The 18,098-nt window shown below is 47.3% G+C and carries 12 protein-coding genes and 1 pseudogene; 7 read left to right on the top strand and 6 right to left on the bottom strand.

Features of this window, described 5'->3' with window-relative positions; genetic code table 11:
- Positions 1–312 precede the first annotated feature (312 nt).
- The 3 genes from RRV97_RS01910 (at position 313) to rtcR (ending at position 8,129) form a co-directional block, all read left to right on the top strand.
- A complete protein-coding gene (locus RRV97_RS01910) occupies positions 313–1,068 on the top strand; it encodes a tRNA(His) guanylyltransferase Thg1 family protein (protein ID WP_315612223.1) in 756 nt (251 codons plus the stop codon).
- A gap of 22 nt (positions 1,069–1,090) precedes the next feature.
- Complete coding sequence (locus tag RRV97_RS01905; protein ID WP_315611798.1) at positions 1,091–6,418, top strand: RecQ family ATP-dependent DNA helicase; 5,328 nt, start codon at positions 1,091–1,093, stop codon at positions 6,416–6,418.
- An 88-nt stretch (positions 6,419–6,506) separates the two neighbouring features.
- A complete protein-coding gene (rtcR, locus tag RRV97_RS01900) occupies positions 6,507–8,129 on the top strand; it encodes an RNA repair transcriptional activator RtcR (protein WP_315611797.1) in 1,623 nt (540 codons plus the stop codon).
- A gap of 114 nt (positions 8,130–8,243) precedes the next feature.
- Here rtcR and fghA read toward each other — a convergent pair whose 3' ends face one another.
- The 4 genes and pseudogenes from fghA to pip form a co-directional block, all read right to left on the bottom strand.
- Positions 8,244–9,071, bottom strand: coding sequence for an S-formylglutathione hydrolase (gene fghA / locus RRV97_RS01895; protein WP_315611796.1), 828 nt, complete (start codon positions 9,069–9,071; stop codon positions 8,244–8,246).
- A gap of 8 nt (positions 9,072–9,079) precedes the next feature.
- On the bottom strand, positions 9,080–10,189 hold the full coding sequence (locus RRV97_RS01890) for an S-(hydroxymethyl)glutathione dehydrogenase/class III alcohol dehydrogenase (protein WP_197049992.1): 1,110 nt from the start codon (positions 10,187–10,189) through the stop codon (positions 9,080–9,082).
- A 99-nt stretch (positions 10,190–10,288) separates the two neighbouring features.
- Positions 10,289–10,570 (bottom strand): annotated as a pseudogene (locus RRV97_RS01885) (CRISPR-associated endonuclease Cas3''); the annotation flags it as partial.
- A 122-nt stretch (positions 10,571–10,692) separates the two neighbouring features.
- Entirely contained in the window at positions 10,693–11,622 is a 930-nt protein-coding gene (gene pip / locus RRV97_RS01880; RefSeq protein ID WP_263337046.1) for a prolyl aminopeptidase, read from the bottom strand.
- Positions 11,623–11,747: 125 nt separating this feature from the next.
- Between pip and yciA the strand changes: the two genes are divergently transcribed.
- Together yciA and RRV97_RS01870 are read left to right on the top strand one after the other, a co-directional pair.
- Positions 11,748–12,188 carry an acyl-CoA thioester hydrolase YciA gene (yciA, locus tag RRV97_RS01875; RefSeq protein ID WP_049359798.1) on the top strand — a complete coding sequence of 147 codons (441 nt, stop codon included), beginning with the start codon at positions 11,748–11,750 and terminating at the stop codon, positions 12,186–12,188.
- Positions 12,189–12,428: 240 nt separating this feature from the next.
- Positions 12,429–13,220, top strand: a complete 792-nt coding sequence (locus RRV97_RS01870) for a formate/nitrite transporter family protein (protein WP_315611795.1) — start codon at positions 12,429–12,431, stop codon at positions 13,218–13,220.
- Positions 13,221–13,343: 123 nt separating this feature from the next.
- On the opposite strand, the gene RRV97_RS01865 is transcribed toward RRV97_RS01870, so the two are convergent.
- On the bottom strand, positions 13,344–13,964 hold the full coding sequence (locus RRV97_RS01865) for a LemA family protein (protein WP_315611794.1): 621 nt from the start codon (positions 13,962–13,964) through the stop codon (positions 13,344–13,346).
- A 112-nt stretch (positions 13,965–14,076) separates the two neighbouring features.
- Entirely contained in the window at positions 14,077–15,165 is a 1,089-nt protein-coding gene (locus RRV97_RS01860) for a metallophosphoesterase (protein ID WP_315611793.1), read from the bottom strand.
- A gap of 103 nt (positions 15,166–15,268) precedes the next feature.
- Between RRV97_RS01860 and RRV97_RS01855 the strand changes: the two genes are divergently transcribed.
- Both RRV97_RS01855 and RRV97_RS01850 read left to right on the top strand, forming a co-directional pair.
- Positions 15,269–16,177, top strand: a complete 909-nt coding sequence (locus RRV97_RS01855) for a Dyp-type peroxidase (RefSeq protein ID WP_315611792.1) — start codon at positions 15,269–15,271, stop codon at positions 16,175–16,177.
- Positions 16,178–16,388: 211 nt separating this feature from the next.
- Positions 16,389–18,056 (top strand): ShlB/FhaC/HecB family hemolysin secretion/activation protein, encoded by a 1,668-nt coding sequence (locus tag RRV97_RS01850; RefSeq protein ID WP_315611791.1) that lies wholly within the window; start codon positions 16,389–16,391, stop codon positions 18,054–18,056.
- The last annotated feature ends 42 nt before the right edge of the window (positions 18,057–18,098 follow it).

The following is an 18,098-nucleotide window of genomic DNA, read 5'->3' as shown; positions in this document are numbered from 1 at the left end:
CTATCAGACGAGACAGGACTCGAACCTGTTAATCCAAATGTAGTCTTGTCGACATTCGCCCTGTAACCACACAGCAACTAAATTTACGGAAAATTTTTCTCCGGTAACTGTATTTCCCGAAGCATCTGCTGTATCGTTACATTCACAACATAGCCAACAGCGTGCCAAGAATGAAATTTTTATAAAAATAATTTTTAATTGATTGAATATAAAGATAATATATTTTAAAGTAGCCTTTATCGGCAAGAAGCGTAGAATAGTAAAATATATATATAGATAGTTATATAGAAAAAAGATATACAAGGATATATGATGCGATTCGATGATTTGGACAAACGCCTGCGACAATACGAAACCGCTTATGATTTTTGCGTACCACAGGAAAATTTTATTGTTGCACGCTTAGACGGGCGCGGTTTTACACGACTAACCAAGGAAATTTGGCAGTTTGAAGCCCCATTCGACATTCGTTTTCGCGACCTGATGGCACACACCGTCCGCCATCTGATGCAGTGTGGTTTCAATGTAGCGTACGGCTATTCGGAAAGCGATGAAATTTCACTGTTGCTGCGCCGAGACGACGATACGTTCAAACGCAAAACGCGCAAAATCATTTCTGTATTGGCTGGTGAAGCCAGTGCTACCTTTTCGGTAGCGCACGGGCAACCTGCTACTTTTGATGCACGGGCTTGCGTTTTGCCGAACGAAAAACTGGTGGTTGATTATTTCCGTTGGCGGCATGAAGACTCATACCGCAACGCGCTCAACGCCCACTGCTATTGGATGCTGCGCAAAAAAGGAGAAAGCGTGTCCCGCGCTACAGATGCCGTCAGCGGGCTGACACGCGCTCAAAAACACGATTTGCTGTTTGAAAACAGCATTAATTTCAACGAACTGCCTGCGTGGCAGAAACGTGGCTTCGGTGTGTATTTTCAGACGGCCTTAAAAGAAGGCTTTAATCCGAAAACTGACGAAACCGTACAAGTCAAACGCCAAATCCTGCATACGGATTTCGAGCTGCCGTTGGGCGATGATTACGGCGCGTTTGTCTTGGAAAGAATTGTTTAAATTGTTTAGAGGTCGTCTAAAAATGAATACTGCTACAAAAGGACAAATCCCCGCTGTTCTTATCATTGATTTGGAAGTCGATCCAAAAACCGACAAGCCGTTCAAAATCGGTGCATTCCGCCCCGACTCGGGTTTGTTTTTTGAAAAAGCTTTTCGTGGAGAAAAGGGTTTTCATACCGCCTTGTGTGAAATGGCTCATCTGACCAGTGGATTAAAGTGGCTGATGGGGCACAACATCCTCGGGCACGATTTAAAATATTTGAAGGCCGTAGTGCCCGAAGCCGCATGGCTTAAAGTGCCTGTTATCGATACGCTGTGGCTCTCGCCTTTGGCATTTCCGCAAAATCCGTATCACCGACTAATCAAAAACCATAAAATCATCTCTTCTGAAATTAATTCCCCGCTTGCCGACTGTCACGCTTGCTGGCAGCTTTTTCAAGACCAATGCACTGCGTTCGGAAAAATCAAAGCCGAAAAGCCCGAGGAGTTTGCGCTGTGGACAGCCCTGTCTGATATACCCCTGCCGTATCGTCTTTCAGAAGACATTATGATTCCCGAGCGTGATACATCGCCAGATGTCAAGAAACTGATCGACACTATTTGGTTGATGATGCAGGACAACAATGATCAAGGTCGTCTGAAAGTCTGCCGTACACGTTTTTTGGAGTTAATGAAAACTGACATCCGCAATCCTGCCATATATCCTTCCCTCAGCTATGCCTTATCTTGGTTAAATGTCTCTGGTGGTAATTCTGTGTTAGCTCCGTGGGTGAGGCACCAGTTTCCCGATACGGCTCGGCTGATTGCCGAATTGCGCGACCATAATTGCGGTAGTACGGAATGCCGTTATTGTCAGGATACGCTCAATCCTGAGGCGCAGTTACAGCGTTATTTCAAACTACCGACTTTTCGCGATGTAAAAGGATTTGATGGTGGACAACGTGCTGTGGTGCAATCAGGTATGAAGGGGTTGCATACGCTGGCGGTGCTGCCCACGGGCGGCGGCAAATCCTTGTGTTATCAGTTGCCAGCACTCAACCGCTACTACCGCAACGGAGGCTTGACAATAGTTGTTTCACCTTTGCAATCGCTAATGAAAGATCAGTTGGACGGTTTGGAGAAAAAAGGAGCTACCTGCGCTGCCATGCTTAACGGCTTGGTTGAGGTGGTTGAACGCGCCCAAATTTTAGACAAAATAGCTTTGGGCGATATCGGCATTTTGTTTGTCGCGCCTGAACAGTTCCGCAACACCAGTTTTATTAACGCTATTTCGCAACGCCAAATCAACGGCTGGGTATTCGATGAGGCACATTGCCTGTCTAAATGGGGCCATGATTTCCGTCCAGACTATCTATACGCAGTTAAATTTATCGCTGAACACAGCAAAAACAACGGTACGATGGCTCCAGTAAGTTGTTTTACTGCTACTGCCAAACCCGATGTCCTCGCCGACATCACTAACCATTTCCGTGTGGAGGCTGGTATTGAGTTCCGCCAATTTATTGGTGATAACGAGCGCGACAATCTGTTTTATGATGTGCTGGAAATTTCAGATGACCTTAAAAAGCAAAAAATCAACGAACTGTTGCATCGTGAACTTGATCATCAAAGCGGAGGTGCAGTGGTATTTGTCGGGCGGCGGAAAAGTGCGGAAACCTATTCAGATTATCTGAAAGAACAAGGCTGGGCATGTGAGCATTTCCACGCAGGCTTGGGGAACAACGAAAAAGCCGATATTCAAAACCAGTTTATTGGCGGTAATTTGCGCGTTATTGTCGCCACCAACGCCTTTGGTATGGGCGTGGATAAACCTGACGTACGCTTGGTTATTCACGCTGAAATCACCGGCTCGCTGGAAAATTATTTGCAGGAAGCGGGCAGAGCAGGGCGTGATCAGGCAGAGGCAAAATGCGTGTTGCTGTATGACGGCAAAGACGTGGACACACAGTTTTCCATCAGCAAAATGTCGCAAATCGAATTGCGCGATTTGAAATCAGTGTGGAAGAAAGTTGGTTGGCTGAATCAGGCGGCATACGGCAAAGACCATTGCGGTGAAATCGTGGCAACAGGTGGCGAAATTTTGCGCGACACCGAGGAGTACATGAGTTTTGACAGCGATGATAGACAGGCAGATACCAAAGTCAAAACCGTATTGGCATGGTTGGAACGTGCAGACTTATTGGAGCGTAAGGAAAATCAAACCCGTATTTTCCCCGCACGCTCAGGTCGTCTGAATCTAGATGAGGCGCTGGCTATTATTGAAAAAAACAAGTTCAGCAAGCGTATCTCGGAAATTTACCAAACGATTGCCGAAATTGTGTTTAAAGCGCCAGAGGACGCGCCTTTGAGTACCGATGATTTGGTGCAGGCAACAGCATGTAGTTTCACCGAATTGCGAGGTCATCTAAAAAAGCTGGAGGAATTGGGTATCCTTACCAACGATACGCATATGACAATCATTTTGCGTACCGATAACATAAAGCCTGCCGACAAACGTCTGGCACAAGTTATCGCCTGTGAGGAAAAACTCTGGCAGATTTTAAAAAACGAAATTCCAGAAGCAGATCAAGGTATTTGGCAAAACCTCTCATTGAGCGCTGTCTGCCACCAAATGCATGAGGTAGGTTTAGAAACCAATCCTGCTGAAATCAAACTTCTGATGCAGTCGCTTGCCGATGATAAAGCAGCAGAGCGAACAAACAGCAGTGGAAATTTCCAAATCCGTGATGTTGGCAACAACCTTTTGAAAGTACGTTTCAAGAATCCCCAAAGCGACAGTTGGGAAAACCTACAAAACAATGCCGAACTTCGCCGTAATATCGGTCTATGCCTTTTACCATTCCTAATGACAAAAACCAATGGAGTGCGTCAAAAAGACGTAATGGTTGAAACCCGTATGGGTGAATTGGTGCAGCAGCTTGCCGACGATTTGGTATTATCGGTACAAATCCCGGCTGACCGTCGCGAGCTTCTGCTCAGGCAGACACTGCTGTTTATGCACAAACAAGGCATTATCAAACTCAATCACGGTATGACCATTCTGAGACATGCCATGACTATTACACCCAATCCAAAAGCACTCTCAGCTAAACGCCAGTATCTTGCGGAGGACTATAAACCGCTTTCCATTTTTTACGGCGAAAAACGCTTTCAAATCCATGTGATGCAGGAATATGCCCTTCGCGCACTGAAAAATCTTACTGAAGGGTTGAATTTGGTGCGTGATTACTTTGGCTTGGAAGAAAAGAATTTTAAGAATAAATGGTTTAAAGGTCGTCTGAAAGAATTGGACGAGCCTGCATCGCCACAAACCCTGCGTGAAATTACAGACGGGCTGAATGAGATGCAGAAAGCCGTTGTTACCGACCAAAGCGGCAGCAACCGTCTTATTCTTGCCGGACCGGGTTCAGGAAAAACGCGAGTTATTGTACACCGTGTTGCCTACCTTTTACGGGTGCAACATGTTCCCGCATCCGCCATCATTGTATTGACTTTCAACCGTTTGGCGGCGCAGGAGGTCAAGCGCCGCCTGTTCGGACTGGTCGGCCCTCTTGCTGCTGCCGTTACGGTTATGACTTATGACGGTATGGCAATGCGGCTTTTGGGTGTGCGCTTTGACGGCAACAACCGAGAATACGGCAAAAGTCAGTTTAAAGAATGGTGCAGGCAGGCTGCCGCTATGCTTTCAGACGACCTTGAAAACGATGATGGTAACGATGAAACACGCGAACGTATCATGGCAGGCTTCCGCTATATTCTGGTAGATGAATACCAAGACATCAGTGAAGAACACTACCGGCTTGTTTCTGCGCTTGCGGGTAGGAAGCGGGCTGAAGAAGACAAGCTGACCATTCTGGCGGTTGGCGACGATGACCAAAACATCTACGCCTTCAACGGCACCAGCAACGAGTACATCCACCGTTTCCAAAAAGACTACGACGTTGCCCAACCTGACTATTTGACCTACAACTACCGCAGTACGCAGCACATCATCAGCGCTGCCAACAGCGTGATAAATGGTCTGACAGGTCGTCTGAAAACACTGCATCCGATTGTTATCAACCCTGAACGTCAAACACAGCCCAACGGTGGCGTATGGGCTGCAACAGACAGCATACGGCAGGGGCGTGTGCGCCACATCAGCCTGCCGTTCGGTAGCAGCAGCAACATACAGGGACAAGCTGTTATCACTGAAATAGGTCGTCTGAAAACCTTGGGCGCAGTCGCATGGAATGAGATTGCAGTTTTATCCCGTCATAATGCCAGTCTCAAACCTCTGCAGGCATGGTGTGAACAAAACGGCATACCTTATTTTTTGAGTGCCGACAAAAGCAGCAAAATCAAATTGCGCCACACTCGTGAGTTTGTCCGCCTGATTGATGGCGTGGAAAAACAAACCGAAGGCCTTACATCACAAGCTTTTGCAGAACTTATTAGTGAACAAGTGAAAAAAAGTGGGGGTAGTTGGTGCGTTTGGTTTAGGCAATTACAAACTGATTTCTTAAACGAATATCCACTGCAAGATGAGAAGCTACCTGAAAAGTCGGATAACCTTGCAGAGAGTCGTGAGGCAGAAATCCAAGCGTCGCCCATAGAAGACAACGGGTCGTCTGAAAACGGTAGTGGCACTGTTAACCGATATTCGTCTGCCTTTCTGAAAAGCTGGCTCTACGAATATGTAGGTGATGAACATGAAACCCGTTCGGAAGGTATATTTCTAGGCACGGCACATGCAGTCAAAGGATTGGAGTTTAAGCACGTCTTCATTTTAGACGGAGGTTGGCAGGGAGCTGACGAAGCCGAACAGAGGCTTTATTACGTCGCTATGACTCGTGCCATAGAAACATTGACCCTACTGCAAACTACTCCAGAGCATCCTTGGATGGCAAAGCTACCTGATGATATTGAAAGAGTGGCTCAAATCTTTACCGAATTACCTGATTTGAATACCGAATACAGACGTTTGGCGGCTTATCGAAACACGGCAGCCGAGGGAAAAACCGACAGCAAAAGTGATTTGGATATCGACTTCATCGTTTGTCACAACAATGTCGAAACTGTGAAACAACGCCTGTTTACTGCTGCGAAGCTGAAAAAAGACGATCCACTGGAAATGAAACGGACGGAGGATGGCAGATATATTTTCCTTTCTGATGATATTGAAGTTGCCCGTACCGTTAAATTACCACCGTTGCCGACAAAAACTACCGCCTACGCCAACACTTTCAGAGTACGTTATTTAGACGAAGTAGGAGAATCATTTCGCCAACGTATCCCAGAAAAAATCGGTACTAAACAGCTGGAAAAATGGACGCTTGTTATTCCTATGTTAGTGATACCGCCTGAGTAAAAAGAGTTTTTCAGGCTATCTCAAACATGAAGAAGGCAGCTTGAATACAAGGCTGTCTGAGACTCGAACGGAATAAACGGAATAAAAGATGAGTAACAAAAAACAAGTCGCCGTCAGCTTTCTCGGTACGGTATTGGACAGCGGTTTCGGTCAAGGGCGTTGGTTGAAATGGCGGCCGAATGTCGCTATGAATCAGCGTCAAGATTTTCATCTCGACCGCATGGAGCTGTTTTATGCGGAAAAATACCGCGAGCTGGCAGATCATGTAAAAGCTGATATTCAGCAGGTGTCGCCGCACACGGTCGTCAATCTTGTACCTATGGAGCTGGCAAACCCGTGGGATTTTTCCGAGGTTTATACCAAACTGCACGATTGGGCGGCGAGCTATCCATTTGATACGGAAGAAGAAACTTATCTCACCCACATCACCACGGGTACACACGTTGCCCAAATCTGCCTGTTTTTATTGGTGGAATCACGTCAAATCCCCGGGGTTCTGTTACAAACCGCTCCGCCCAAAAATCAAAGACGCAGTATGGAGGACGGCAATGTCGGCAGTTATGAAATCATCGATTTAGACTTGGCTCGTTACGACGTACTGGCCGAACGCCTTGCCGCCGTACGCGATGACGCAGTGCGCTACCTGAAAAGCGGCATTTCCACCCAAAACGCCGCCTTCAACCGCATGATTGCCGAAATCGAACAGGTCGCACTCAACTCTCCTTCCCCCATTCTGCTTTCCGGCCCGACAGGCGCGGGCAAATCTATGCTGGCACGCAGGATTTTTGAATTGAAAAAAGCGCGCCACCTGATTAAAGGCACATTTGTCGATGTAAACTGCGCCACCCTTCGCGGCGACGGCGCAGCATCTGCCTTGTTCGGCCACAAAAAAGGCGCCTTTACCGGCGCGGCGGAAAAACGTGAAGGCTACCTAAAAACTGCCGACGGAGGCGTATTGTTTTTAGATGAAATCGGTGAATTGGGCTTGGACGAACAAGCCATGTTACTCAAAGCCATTGAAGAGAAACACTTTTATCCCGTCGGCAGCGACAGCGAAGTCAAAAGCGACTTCCAACTCATCGCCGGCACCAACCGCGACCTACGCCACGAAATCCGCGCCGGACGCTTCCGCGAAGACCTGTTTGCCCGCATCAACATCTGGAACTACCCACTGCCCGCACTCGCCAACCGCCGCGAAGACATCGAGCCCAACGTCGAACACCAGCTCGCCCTAGCTTCGCAAGAACTCGGCCGAACCACCCGCTTCAACAAAGAAGCCCTGGCCGCCTACCTTGACTTCGCCCACTCCAACCAAGCCCCATGGCGCGGCAACTTCCGCGACCTCGCCGCCAGCATCATGCGCCTGGCCACACTCGCGCCCCAAGGCAGGATACAGGTAGAACAAGTCCAAGCCGAAATCGAACGCCTCAAATGGTTATGGTCGGAAGAACCCTTTTCAGACGGCCTCCTACATAACAGGCCGTCTGAAAAATCACAAGACTACCCTGATAAAATCAATTGGGACACATTGGATTTGTTCGACAAACTGCAACTGCAACACGTCATCGACGAATGCCGCAAACACCCCAATATGGCCGCTGCCGGTCGTGCATTGTTCAATGTCTCCAGAACAGAAAGGGCAAAAGTCAATGACAGCGACCGACTGAGAAAGTATTTACAGCGATTTGGACTGGAATGGGGAGATATTTAAATGAGAGTGAGCAAGCTAGCTCATTTTAATCGCATTATTTTTCATCATTTATAAAAAATAAAAGGCATCAATCCGATGCCTTTTTAATTTATTAACACAAATCACTTCTTTGGTTTACTTCAAAAATGCCGCATGATAGGCAATATGCTCACCAATAAAACTGGCGATGAAGTAATAGCTATGATCATAGCCTTTATGGAAGCGCACATCGACCGCTTGATTTGCCGCACGACAGGTTTCGATAAAATCTTCAGTACGCAATTGTGTTGGCAAAAACTCATCTTCCAAGCCCTGATCAATGCGCATACCTTGCACTTTATAGCCTTGTTGAATAAGCGAGTTAGCATCATATTGCTGCCATTTTTCGCGATCTTTTCCTAAATAAGTAGAAAAGGCTTTTTCTCCCCAAGGCACGAGGCTTGGCGACAAAATGGGCGAAAAGGCAGAAACACTTTGATAACGTTCCCGGTTTCGCAATGCCAATACCAATGCACCATGTCCGCCCATTGAATGTCCCATAATGGAACGTTTGCCATTGGTAGGAAAATGCTCCTCAATCAGACCAGGCAACTCATTCAAAATATAATCATACATTTGATAATTCGTCGCCCAAGGCTGCTCGGTCGCATTCAAATAAAAGCCCGCACCCTGCCCTAAATCGTAAGCCGCATCGTTCGGCACTTGCTCTCCACGAGGGCTGGTATCGGGCGCAACCACAATCACTTGATGTTCTGCCGCATAACGCTGAAAGCCTGATTTGGTAATGAAATTTTGTTCCGTACAAGTTAACCCGGAAAGCCAATAAATCACGCCAAGCGGTAGATTTTCCGGATTATTTGGCAAATAGACGGCAAATTTCATTTCGCATTGCAACGTTTGGGCATGGTGTGCCCAAACTTGTTGCGAACCGTCAAAAATTTGATGTTGTTCAATCAGTTTCATCGCGAGCCTTAGTAATGAATAACAGCGCGGATCGATTTACCTTCGTGCATTAACTCAAAGGCTTCATTGATTTGATCGAGTGTCATTGTATGGGTCACAAACGGTTCTAACTGGATGTCGCCTTTCATTGAGTCTTCCACCATTTTCGGCAGTTCAGAACGACCTTTCACGCCGCCAAATGCCGTGCCTTTCCAAACACGACCCGTTACCAACTGGAACGGACGCGTTGAAATTTCTTGTCCTGCACCCGCTACGCCGATGATAATGGATTGTCCCCAGCCACGGTGTGCACTTTCTAATGCCTGACGCATTACATTTACATTGCCGATACATTCAAAGGTATGGTCAATGCCCCATTTATTGATATCTAACAACACATCTTTGATCGGTTTATCGTAATCGTTCGGGTTTAAACAATCCGTTGCACCAAACTGTTTTGCCAGCTCGAATTTTGCAGGATTAGTATCAATGGCGATAATGCGGCCGGCTTTCGCTTGACGTGCACCTTGCACCACAGCCAAACCAATCGCTCCCAAGCCAAACACAGCCACAGAGTCGCCTTCTTGCACTTTTGCCGTGTTATGTACCGCACCAATACCTGTGGTCACGCCGCAGCCGAGCAAACATACATGTTCGTGGTTAGCTTCCGGGTTGATTTTTGCCAGTGAAACTTCTGCAACAACTGAGTATTCACTAAAAGTCGAACAGCCCATATAGTGATAGATTGGCTGACCTTGATAAGAAAAACGCGTCGTGCCGTCCGGCATTAAGCCTTTACCTTGCGTATCACGCACTGAAACGCACAAGTTGGTTTTACCTGAACGACAAAACTCACATTCGCCACATTCAGCGGTATAAAGCGGAATAACGTGATCACCCGGTTTTACGCTTGACACACCTTCGCCCACAGCAACGACCACACCCGCACCTTCGTGTCCAAGCACCACAGGGAATACGCCTTCAGGATCGCTTCCTGATAACGTAAACGCATCAGTATGGCACACGCCCGTGTGAGTATTGCGGATTAACACCTCGCCTTTACGCGGCATTTCCACGTCGATTTCCACAATTTGTAAGGGTTGATTTGGAGCGAATGCCACCGCCGCACGAGATTTGATGGTTGAATTGGTTTGTTTCGTTTCCATTATTTTTGCCTTTTAATTCATTAATAAAGTTATCTAGCCTAAGAAAGATAACCACAGTTTATACTTTGGAACCCACCTTGAGGCAAGCGTTTTTGCAACTTTGGCTCCGGCAGTAGCATGATTGACTGATGGGCCACCATGCAATCGCTGATTAAAGAGTTCTGAATATTTCCCTAAATCGTGAAGTTGTCCCGTCTGGTAGGCAATTTCCTGCGCCCCGAATACCCGAGCAAACTCCGCCGCTATTTCCCCAACATTGACCAAATGGCTTTGCAAGGTTTGCCAATGTTTGTAATGCAAGAGATTGCCGAGTTTGTCTTGGGCGGAATGGGCGTAGTAAATTAGGGGGCTCATATTGAAATTCTAAAAAATTCAAATTGATACAAATGTAATGATAATATGCTATCAAATTTAATATGTAAATATAAAAAATGCCGTCTGAAACTTTTTCAGACGGCATTGTTATTGATTACCCTTTATAACTTACTTCTAATATCCTCTACTGCTTTTACCAAAGCTTCAGAAAGCGAAGGATCAAAAGAAGAGTGGCCTGCTTGGACAATTCTCAATTCTGCTTCAGGGAAGGCTTGCGAGAGTTCCCACGCGCTTTGCATCGGGGTACATAGGTCATAGCGGCCTTGGACGATGATGGTTGGGATATGGCGGATTTTTCCAATGTTTGCCAAGATGGCTTTATCGCCCTGTAGCCAGCCTTCGTTCACGAAGTAATGGTTTTCCATTCTTGCGATGGCAAGGGAGGCTTGCGGGTCTTCATCCACGTCTTTGGGTTCAAACTGAATAAGGTAGCTTTCCCAGTCTGCCCATGATTTAGCTGCTTTGAGGCGAGTGGCTTCATCTTCGCTGAACAGCATTTCATGGTAGGCTTTGATTAGGGCTTGGCGTTTGTTTTCGGCTACAGGAGCAATAAATTTTTGCCATTGAGCCGGATAAATTTGGCTGACGCCGCCTGCTTCGTTCAGCCATGCCATTTCAGACGGCCTGCACAGGAAAATACCGCGCAAAACTAAGCCGCTGACGCGATCGGGATGGGTTTCGGCATAAGTCAGCGACAAGGTGCTGCCCCATGAACCGCCGAAGACTAACCATTTTTGAATGCCAAGCATTTCGCGTACTTTTTCAATATCGGCAACCAAATCCCATGTGGTGTTGTCTTCGATACAGGCATACGGTTTGGAGCGTCCGCAGCCGCGTTGGTCGATGATGACGATGCGAAAATGTTCTGGATTGAAAAAGCCGCGGCAGGCCGGTGATGCGCCTGCTCCGGGGCCGCCATGCAGGAAAATCACGGGGTGGCCATCCGGATTTCCTGATTCCTCCCAGTAGATTTCGTGAATGTCGGATACGCGTAAAAGGCCGCTATTTCGTGGTTCTTGAATCGGATGCATGAGCTTTCTCCTTTGTCTGATGAATATATTTAATTGTAACACTTTACCTGCTGATTTTTCAGACGGCCTACATAGGTTTAGCGCCACAAATGGCGTAAAATACCACTTTTTGACAGGATTTTTTTATGACTGACAACAAACAAACCCATGCTGCACCCGAAGGACAACTTTTATTGCGTACGGTAGCCATGCCACGTGATACCAATCCTAATCAGGACATCTTCGGCGGCTGGATTATGTCGCAAATGGATCTGGGCGGCGGTATTTTGGCGGCAGAAATCGCACAGGGACGAATTGTCACCGTGGCCGTCCAAGAAATGAATTTCATCAGACCGGTAAAGGTCGGCAACGTTGTATGCTGCTACGGTCATTGCGTCCGAGTAGGCAATACTTCTTTGCAACTGAAAATCGAAGTGTGGGTGAAGACTTTGATGAACGATATGGTAACGGAAGACCGCCAACTGGTTACCGAAGCCGTATTCACTTACGTCGCTATCGATGCACAAGGCAATCCGCGCCCTATTCCACGCGAAGGCAATGCAAAGCTGGCACATTTGTCAGTTTAAAAAATCAAAACCAGGCCGTCTGAAACCTCAATGTTCAGACGGCCTTTTTTAATACAGAAGCAAAATGTAATAATATTTCTTTTGAGCTAAAGCAAGGCGAAGTATCTGTTTTTTAGGTTTAATTTAGGCTGATTGATAAGACAAAGACCGTACACCGGCTCCCTATAACACTACTCTACCGCGACAGTTTGTACCACCTTTAAAACAACGTTTCCTCATCAACCCACTTTAAGGAACATCATGGCTTCGCGCGATTTATACCCACAGGAAATTTTACAGGTTGTTCTCGACAAAAGCTGCGCCAAAGCACAATCCAGCATCCCCACACTGGCAATCTTGAGCATTTTGGCCGGCGGATACATCGGCTTCGGTTATCTTGCCTATTTAAAAGTAGTCAGCGGCATTCCGCATGAATGGGGCGGCGTTGCGACTTTACTCGGTGCCGCCGTATTCCCAATCGCCTTGATTTGTATCCTGCTTGGCGGCGGTGAGCTGGTAACCAGCAACATGATGATTATGTCTTTAGGCAGATTGGCCGGACGGATTTCCTCTAAAATGCTGCTGCGAAACTGGGTTATCGTTTGCATGGGCAATTTGGTAGGCACGTTGGCGATGGCGTTTTTTCTCGGACACTATGTCGGCATGACCGAAGGCAGCGTGGCAGAAAAAACCATTGCCGTGGCAGAAGCAAAAGTCCATATGGATTTCGGCCGTGCTTTCGTATCGGCAGTCGCATGTAACTGGATGGTCTGCATGGGGGCATGGCTGCACTTTGCCGCTAAAAACACAACTGGGCGAATGCTGGCCATTTGGTTCCCCGTCATGATTTTCGTATTAAACGGCTTCCAACACCTTGTCGCCAATATGTTCGTTATCCCGGCCGGCATTTTGGCAGGTGCAAACATCACATGGGGGCAATTTTTCTTCAATATGATTCCCGTATTCCTGGGCAATGTCGTCGGTGGCGCATCCTTTGTCGGCGCATCGTATCTTTATACTTATAAAGACATGCTGAAAGATAGTGCCGAATAGACCTGCTTTAGAAACAACAAAACCTGCTTTTTAAGCAGGTTGAGACCTTTGCAAAATTCCCCAAAATCCCCTAAATTCCCATCAAGACATTTAGGGGATTTTGGGGAATTTTGCAAAGGTCTCTTAAGCCAATATATTGCTGCTTATTCGTTGCGTTTGATTTTCTGTAAAACGAACCAAACTTGCCTGCTTGTCAAAGCCTAATGGCTTGGCGACAAGGCGGTTGGGCAATTTGTTTAAATGGTGGTTGTAACTTCCGGCTCTACGGTTGTAAGTGCGGCGTGCCGATGCGACTTCTGCTTCTGCGGCACCCAGCATTTCCATCAAACCGGCCAATTTTTCATCAGGATGTTGTTTCAAAAGGCTGTTGACGGCGGTTTGTAATTTTTTCAGCGCATGATTCAATGCTGTTTCGGTTTCGCACAGATGTTTGATCTTGGATTCGGAAAATGTTTTGGCAGTTTGCGCCAATGCGGTTTCAACTTCGGCACACATCTGCTGAACGTTTTGATCCGATGCAATGCCCTGCTCTTGCAGGTGTTTGCTGTATGCATCCAATACATGACGGACGGCCTGATGTCGGCAGTCGAGCGCAATGCGCAAAGAGACAAAAGATTCGCGACAGTCTTTTTTGCGGTCTTTCAACTGTTGTTTGAAATACAATAAGACGGCGGCTATTGATACGAAGATAAGTGCAAGACTGATAATGCCCATAGTGAGTTCCCTAGTTATGATGCCACTCATATCGGTGGCTGGTTTTATTAACATCGATTATAATCCAATTTCAATATTTTTTCCCAATTTTCATAAAAAAGGCCGTCTGAAATTCAGACGGCCTGAAGTTTCTATTTCTATTTCAATGCTTTGACTTGATGTCAATAACCCACACTTCTGATTGCGAACCCAAACGCAGGGGAATGCCCCAGAAGCCATAGCCCGAAGTGGTGAAGAAATGGCCGTTGCCGATCGCCTCATAGCCGTAAGCAAGACGATAAAGCGTACGGACGATAAGGTTGGCGGGTGCGACTTGGCCGTTGTGGACATGGCCGGAGACCTGCACATCAATCGGCAGCCGGGCATGGGTTTCGATTGAAGTGGGACGGTGGTCCATCAGCAAAACCGGTAATTGGGTATTTTGACCTTCTAAGAGCTGCTCCGCACTGGGGCGTTTGTGATCCAAATCATCGCTCCGCCCCACCAGCAACACACCATTCACTTCCAAAACTTGATTGGCCAACACCGTCAAACCTGCCGCTTCCAATTCATGTTTGATGCGTTTCTGATCACGGAACCAATCATGATTGCCCAAAGTGGCATAAACGCCCATCGGCGCAGTCAGTTTCTGCAAATGCGGTTTCATGTTTTCTTTCAGGTACGCATCGACGGTATCGTCCATCAAATCGCCCGGCAGCAACACCATATCGACTTGTTCCTGCTTCATGATGTCCGTCAGTTTGTCCAATTGACGCGCGCCGAACAAAATCCCCAAGTGCAAATCGCTGGCCACGCCGATACGCAGCGGTTTATCCATTTTCTTATTGATGAATACAGTCTGATGGCGGACTACGGGCGTATAGGCGTTATACATCCCCAAACCGAGCAAACCGATCACAAACAAAGGCGCAAACAGACGCAGGCTTCGAGAAAGCGGTTGGCGCGCCATAAAACGGCGCAGCAAAAGATACAGGATAAATGTCGCCAACGCGGCATACATCACAAACAGCAAGATCACCATCCAAAACGCCACCACGCGGAACATCATATGCCCCAATTCCAGCAGCAAGCCGGCCAACAAGCCGTTTGTAATGAAATAGGAAATACCCATCAGCCAACGTCTGCCGACTTTGCCGATCCAAGGCGCAAACAGCCATTGCAGCGAACGCCCAAGCCCGAATGTAAACACTTGCAACAGAATGACGCTCACAAAAAACATCTTGCCAAACATGCCTTTCCGCCCTGAAAAATCAAAAGGCAGATTTTAGGCCGTCTGAAATTTTCAGTGTATAATCCATCGCGTAAAAACCCATAATATTTTGAAAGGAATCATCATGAGCCATCCCCAATCAGCCATTATTCCTGATCACGCACAAGCCGGTATTTTTATCGAAGCAGACATTTCAGACGGCCGCAACGAAGACATCAAATCTGCCTGCCGCCTTTCTTTGGAGGCTCTGGCCAAATTAAAAACCCGTTTTCCGAATGATATTTTGGGTTTGACCATTGCCTTCGGCAGCCGCGCATGGCAATCGTTCGGCCATCCTGAAGAAGGCAGTGAAATCAAACCTTTCCCAGAATTGGGCAACGGCCTCGCCCCTTCCACCCAACACGACCTCTATATCCATATCCAAGCCACCGAGCAAAAAGCCGCTTATGCCTTGGCTCAATCTGTTTTAGGCGCATTCGGCGACAGCATCCGCGTAGCCACTGAAGAACACGGCCTGCGCCTGTATGAAGACCGCGGTTTGGACGGTTTTGTCGACGGTACGGAAAATCCGCAGGGCGATGACAATGTGCGCAATGTCGCCATTATTCCCGAAGGCAAGCCTGATGCCGGCGGCAGCTATGTTTTGCTGCAAAAATACCTGCACGATTTGAAAAAATGGGATGCCGTTCCCACTGCCGAACAAGAAGCCAGCGTTGGCCGCAGCAAAGAAACCAATGACGAATTCAGCAAAGACGTGCGCCTGCCAGATTCCCATCTCGGCCGCGTCAATGTCAAAGAAAACGGCGTTGGTTTGAAAATTGTCCGCCGCAGCCTGCCCTTCGGCAAAATCAGCGGCGAACATGGTTTGATGTTCACTTCCTATTGCAACACGCTGCACAATATCGAAGTCCAACTGCTCAATATGTTCGGCGATGCAGACGGCAAAACCGACTTACTGCTGAAATATTTGTCTAAAGCCGTATCAGGCGCTTACTACTACGCGCCTTCTGTCGAACGTTTGCAAAATCTTTAACGGCTCAAAGGCCGTCTGAAAAAACCTGCCTTTTCAAAGGCAGGTTTTTGTTATTTAAATCCCATTAATATTTTTATGGTATCATCATAGAAATTTATCCCATTATTGCTTCATAAACCCTGATTGCAGACAAGGATAAAAACCGATACGCCCCAAGCAGCTATTTTCGATAAAATAAACCCGATTATTATCCCTATAAAATTACGACACCATGTATAAATCCCGCCTCCTTCCCCTGCCCGTATTGATTCTCTCCGCACTGAACGCCTATGCGGCCAATACGACAAATCCGCTTGATCAAATCGATAAAAACGTATCCAACCAATTCGACAAAGACTTCCGCGACAATCTCGACCAGATTCATTCGGTCGAAATCCAAAAACGCGAGCAGTCGGCATGGGATTTACAGAAAAAACAAGATAACGACGCAGTTGCACAAGAAGGGCCGTCTGAAAACAATACCGAATGTTTGGATTACACCGGTATCGAACTTTCCGGCATTACCCTTATCGATTCCAAAAAGATTGAAGCCAAGCTCCCAAAATGCATCAATCAAAACAACATCAACCAACTGAACCGAGACATCGTTGCCGAGTATATCGCTCAAGGCTATCCGCACACGCAAATCAAATTTGAAACCACGTCCGAGCGTGTTTTGAAATTGGCAGTCATCGAAGGCAAAATCCGTGAGATTACCGGCGGCTCCCATACGGTCAACGTTGACACCCTCTTCCCCAATCATCAAGGCAAACCGCTGAACATCCAATACCTCGACCAAGGTATCGAACAGGCAAACCATGTTGTCGGCAACAACGTCAGCATCGACGTTTATCCGCATGATGACGGCACCGCCTCCATCCAACTCAACAACGATGCCCAAAAACATTGGGGCGGCAGCATCACCATCGACAATAAAGGCAGCAAACCCAATACCACGACACTGCGCGGCAGCCTGAATATCGGCAGCCTGTTGGGATTGAGCGACTCCCTTTATCTAAACGGCTACACCAATCTAAACAACCACGACAGCCATTACAGTCGCGGCGGCAGCCTGTTCTACCAAGTTCCTTACGGCGCATGGACATTCAGCACTTACGCCGCCGCGTCGCAATCGCAAAGCATCCTAACGCCCAGCGTAACACGCTACGCCTACCGCTCCCAATCCAAAGCGGCAGGAATCAAAGCAGACCGCGTATTCTCACGCAGTCAAAAACACATTGCCTCCGCCTATGCCGGCATCGACTATGTAAAACAGACTGCAAAATTTGCCGACAGCAAACTGGAATTACAAAGCCCGGAAATCTATTCGGCACAAGTCGGCCTGTCGCACACGGCCATCCTGCCAAACGGCATTTGGCTCAACAATATCAGTGTGGAACAAGGGTTTGCGAAAAATACCGAACACACGCCGTTCAACAAACGCTATACCTCTGTATCCTTGCAAAGCAATTTGATTCAAAACCGTCCATTGGGCAAATGGATCATGCGCAACCATCACCAAATCGATGCCCAATATAGCCCTCATGATTTGTTTGCCGCCAAAGAGATGGACATCGTCGGTTATCAAAATGTACGCGGTTTCCGTTCGACTTCTTTGAGCGCAAGCAGCGCAGTCCTGTTGAGCAATACCGTTTATTTCCGCCGTAATACGCCCCACGGCATCTATATCGAGCCTTATCTGGGCGCAGACATCGGCGTTGCCAAAAACAATAACGAAGGTTCGCAACGCGCCATGGGCTTAGTGGCAGGTTTGAATTTGGGCAAGGCGGACAAATGGCAGCTTTCTGCCGACTACGGCAAAGGTTTTGCGCGCATGCCCAACCAATCAAACAGCGAAAAACAGGATCATGTGACCGTTTCTTTACGCATTCCATTTTAAAATTATGTAAATATATATCCTTTTATCCAATATATAAACCGC

Source organism: Neisseria sp. DTU_2021_1001991_1_SI_NGA_ILE_055, from assembly GCF_032342915.1.
Classification (GTDB): Bacteria; Pseudomonadota; Gammaproteobacteria; order Burkholderiales; family Neisseriaceae; genus Neisseria.
Note: the sequence above shows the minus strand (reverse complement) of the source record. Positions and strands in the feature narration are given on the sequence as shown.

Bases quoted from the DNA above. Each gene is read 5' to 3' on its own strand.
- RRV97_RS01910 (WP_315612223.1), top strand. From the start codon at position 313: ATGCGATTCGATGATTTGGACAAACGCCTGCGACAATACGAAACCGCT.
- RRV97_RS01905 (WP_315611798.1), top strand. From the start codon at position 1,091: ATGAATACTGCTACAAAAGGACAAATCCCCGCTGTTCTTATCATTGAT.
- rtcR (WP_315611797.1), top strand. From the start codon at position 6,507: ATGAGTAACAAAAAACAAGTCGCCGTCAGCTTTCTCGGTACGGTATTG.
- fghA (WP_315611796.1), bottom strand. From the start codon at position 9,071: ATGAAACTGATTGAACAACATCAAATTTTTGACGGTTCGCAACAAGTT.
- pip (WP_263337046.1), bottom strand. From the start codon at position 11,622: ATGCATCCGATTCAAGAACCACGAAATAGCGGCCTTTTACGCGTATCC.
- yciA (WP_049359798.1), top strand. From the start codon at position 11,748: ATGACTGACAACAAACAAACCCATGCTGCACCCGAAGGACAACTTTTA.
- RRV97_RS01870 (WP_315611795.1), top strand. From the start codon at position 12,429: ATGGCTTCGCGCGATTTATACCCACAGGAAATTTTACAGGTTGTTCTC.
- RRV97_RS01865 (WP_315611794.1), bottom strand. From the start codon at position 13,964: ATGAGTGGCATCATAACTAGGGAACTCACTATGGGCATTATCAGTCTT.
- RRV97_RS01860 (WP_315611793.1), bottom strand. From the start codon at position 15,165: ATGTTTGGCAAGATGTTTTTTGTGAGCGTCATTCTGTTGCAAGTGTTT.
- RRV97_RS01855 (WP_315611792.1), top strand. From the start codon at position 15,269: ATGAGCCATCCCCAATCAGCCATTATTCCTGATCACGCACAAGCCGGT.
- RRV97_RS01850 (WP_315611791.1), top strand. From the start codon at position 16,389: ATGTATAAATCCCGCCTCCTTCCCCTGCCCGTATTGATTCTCTCCGCA.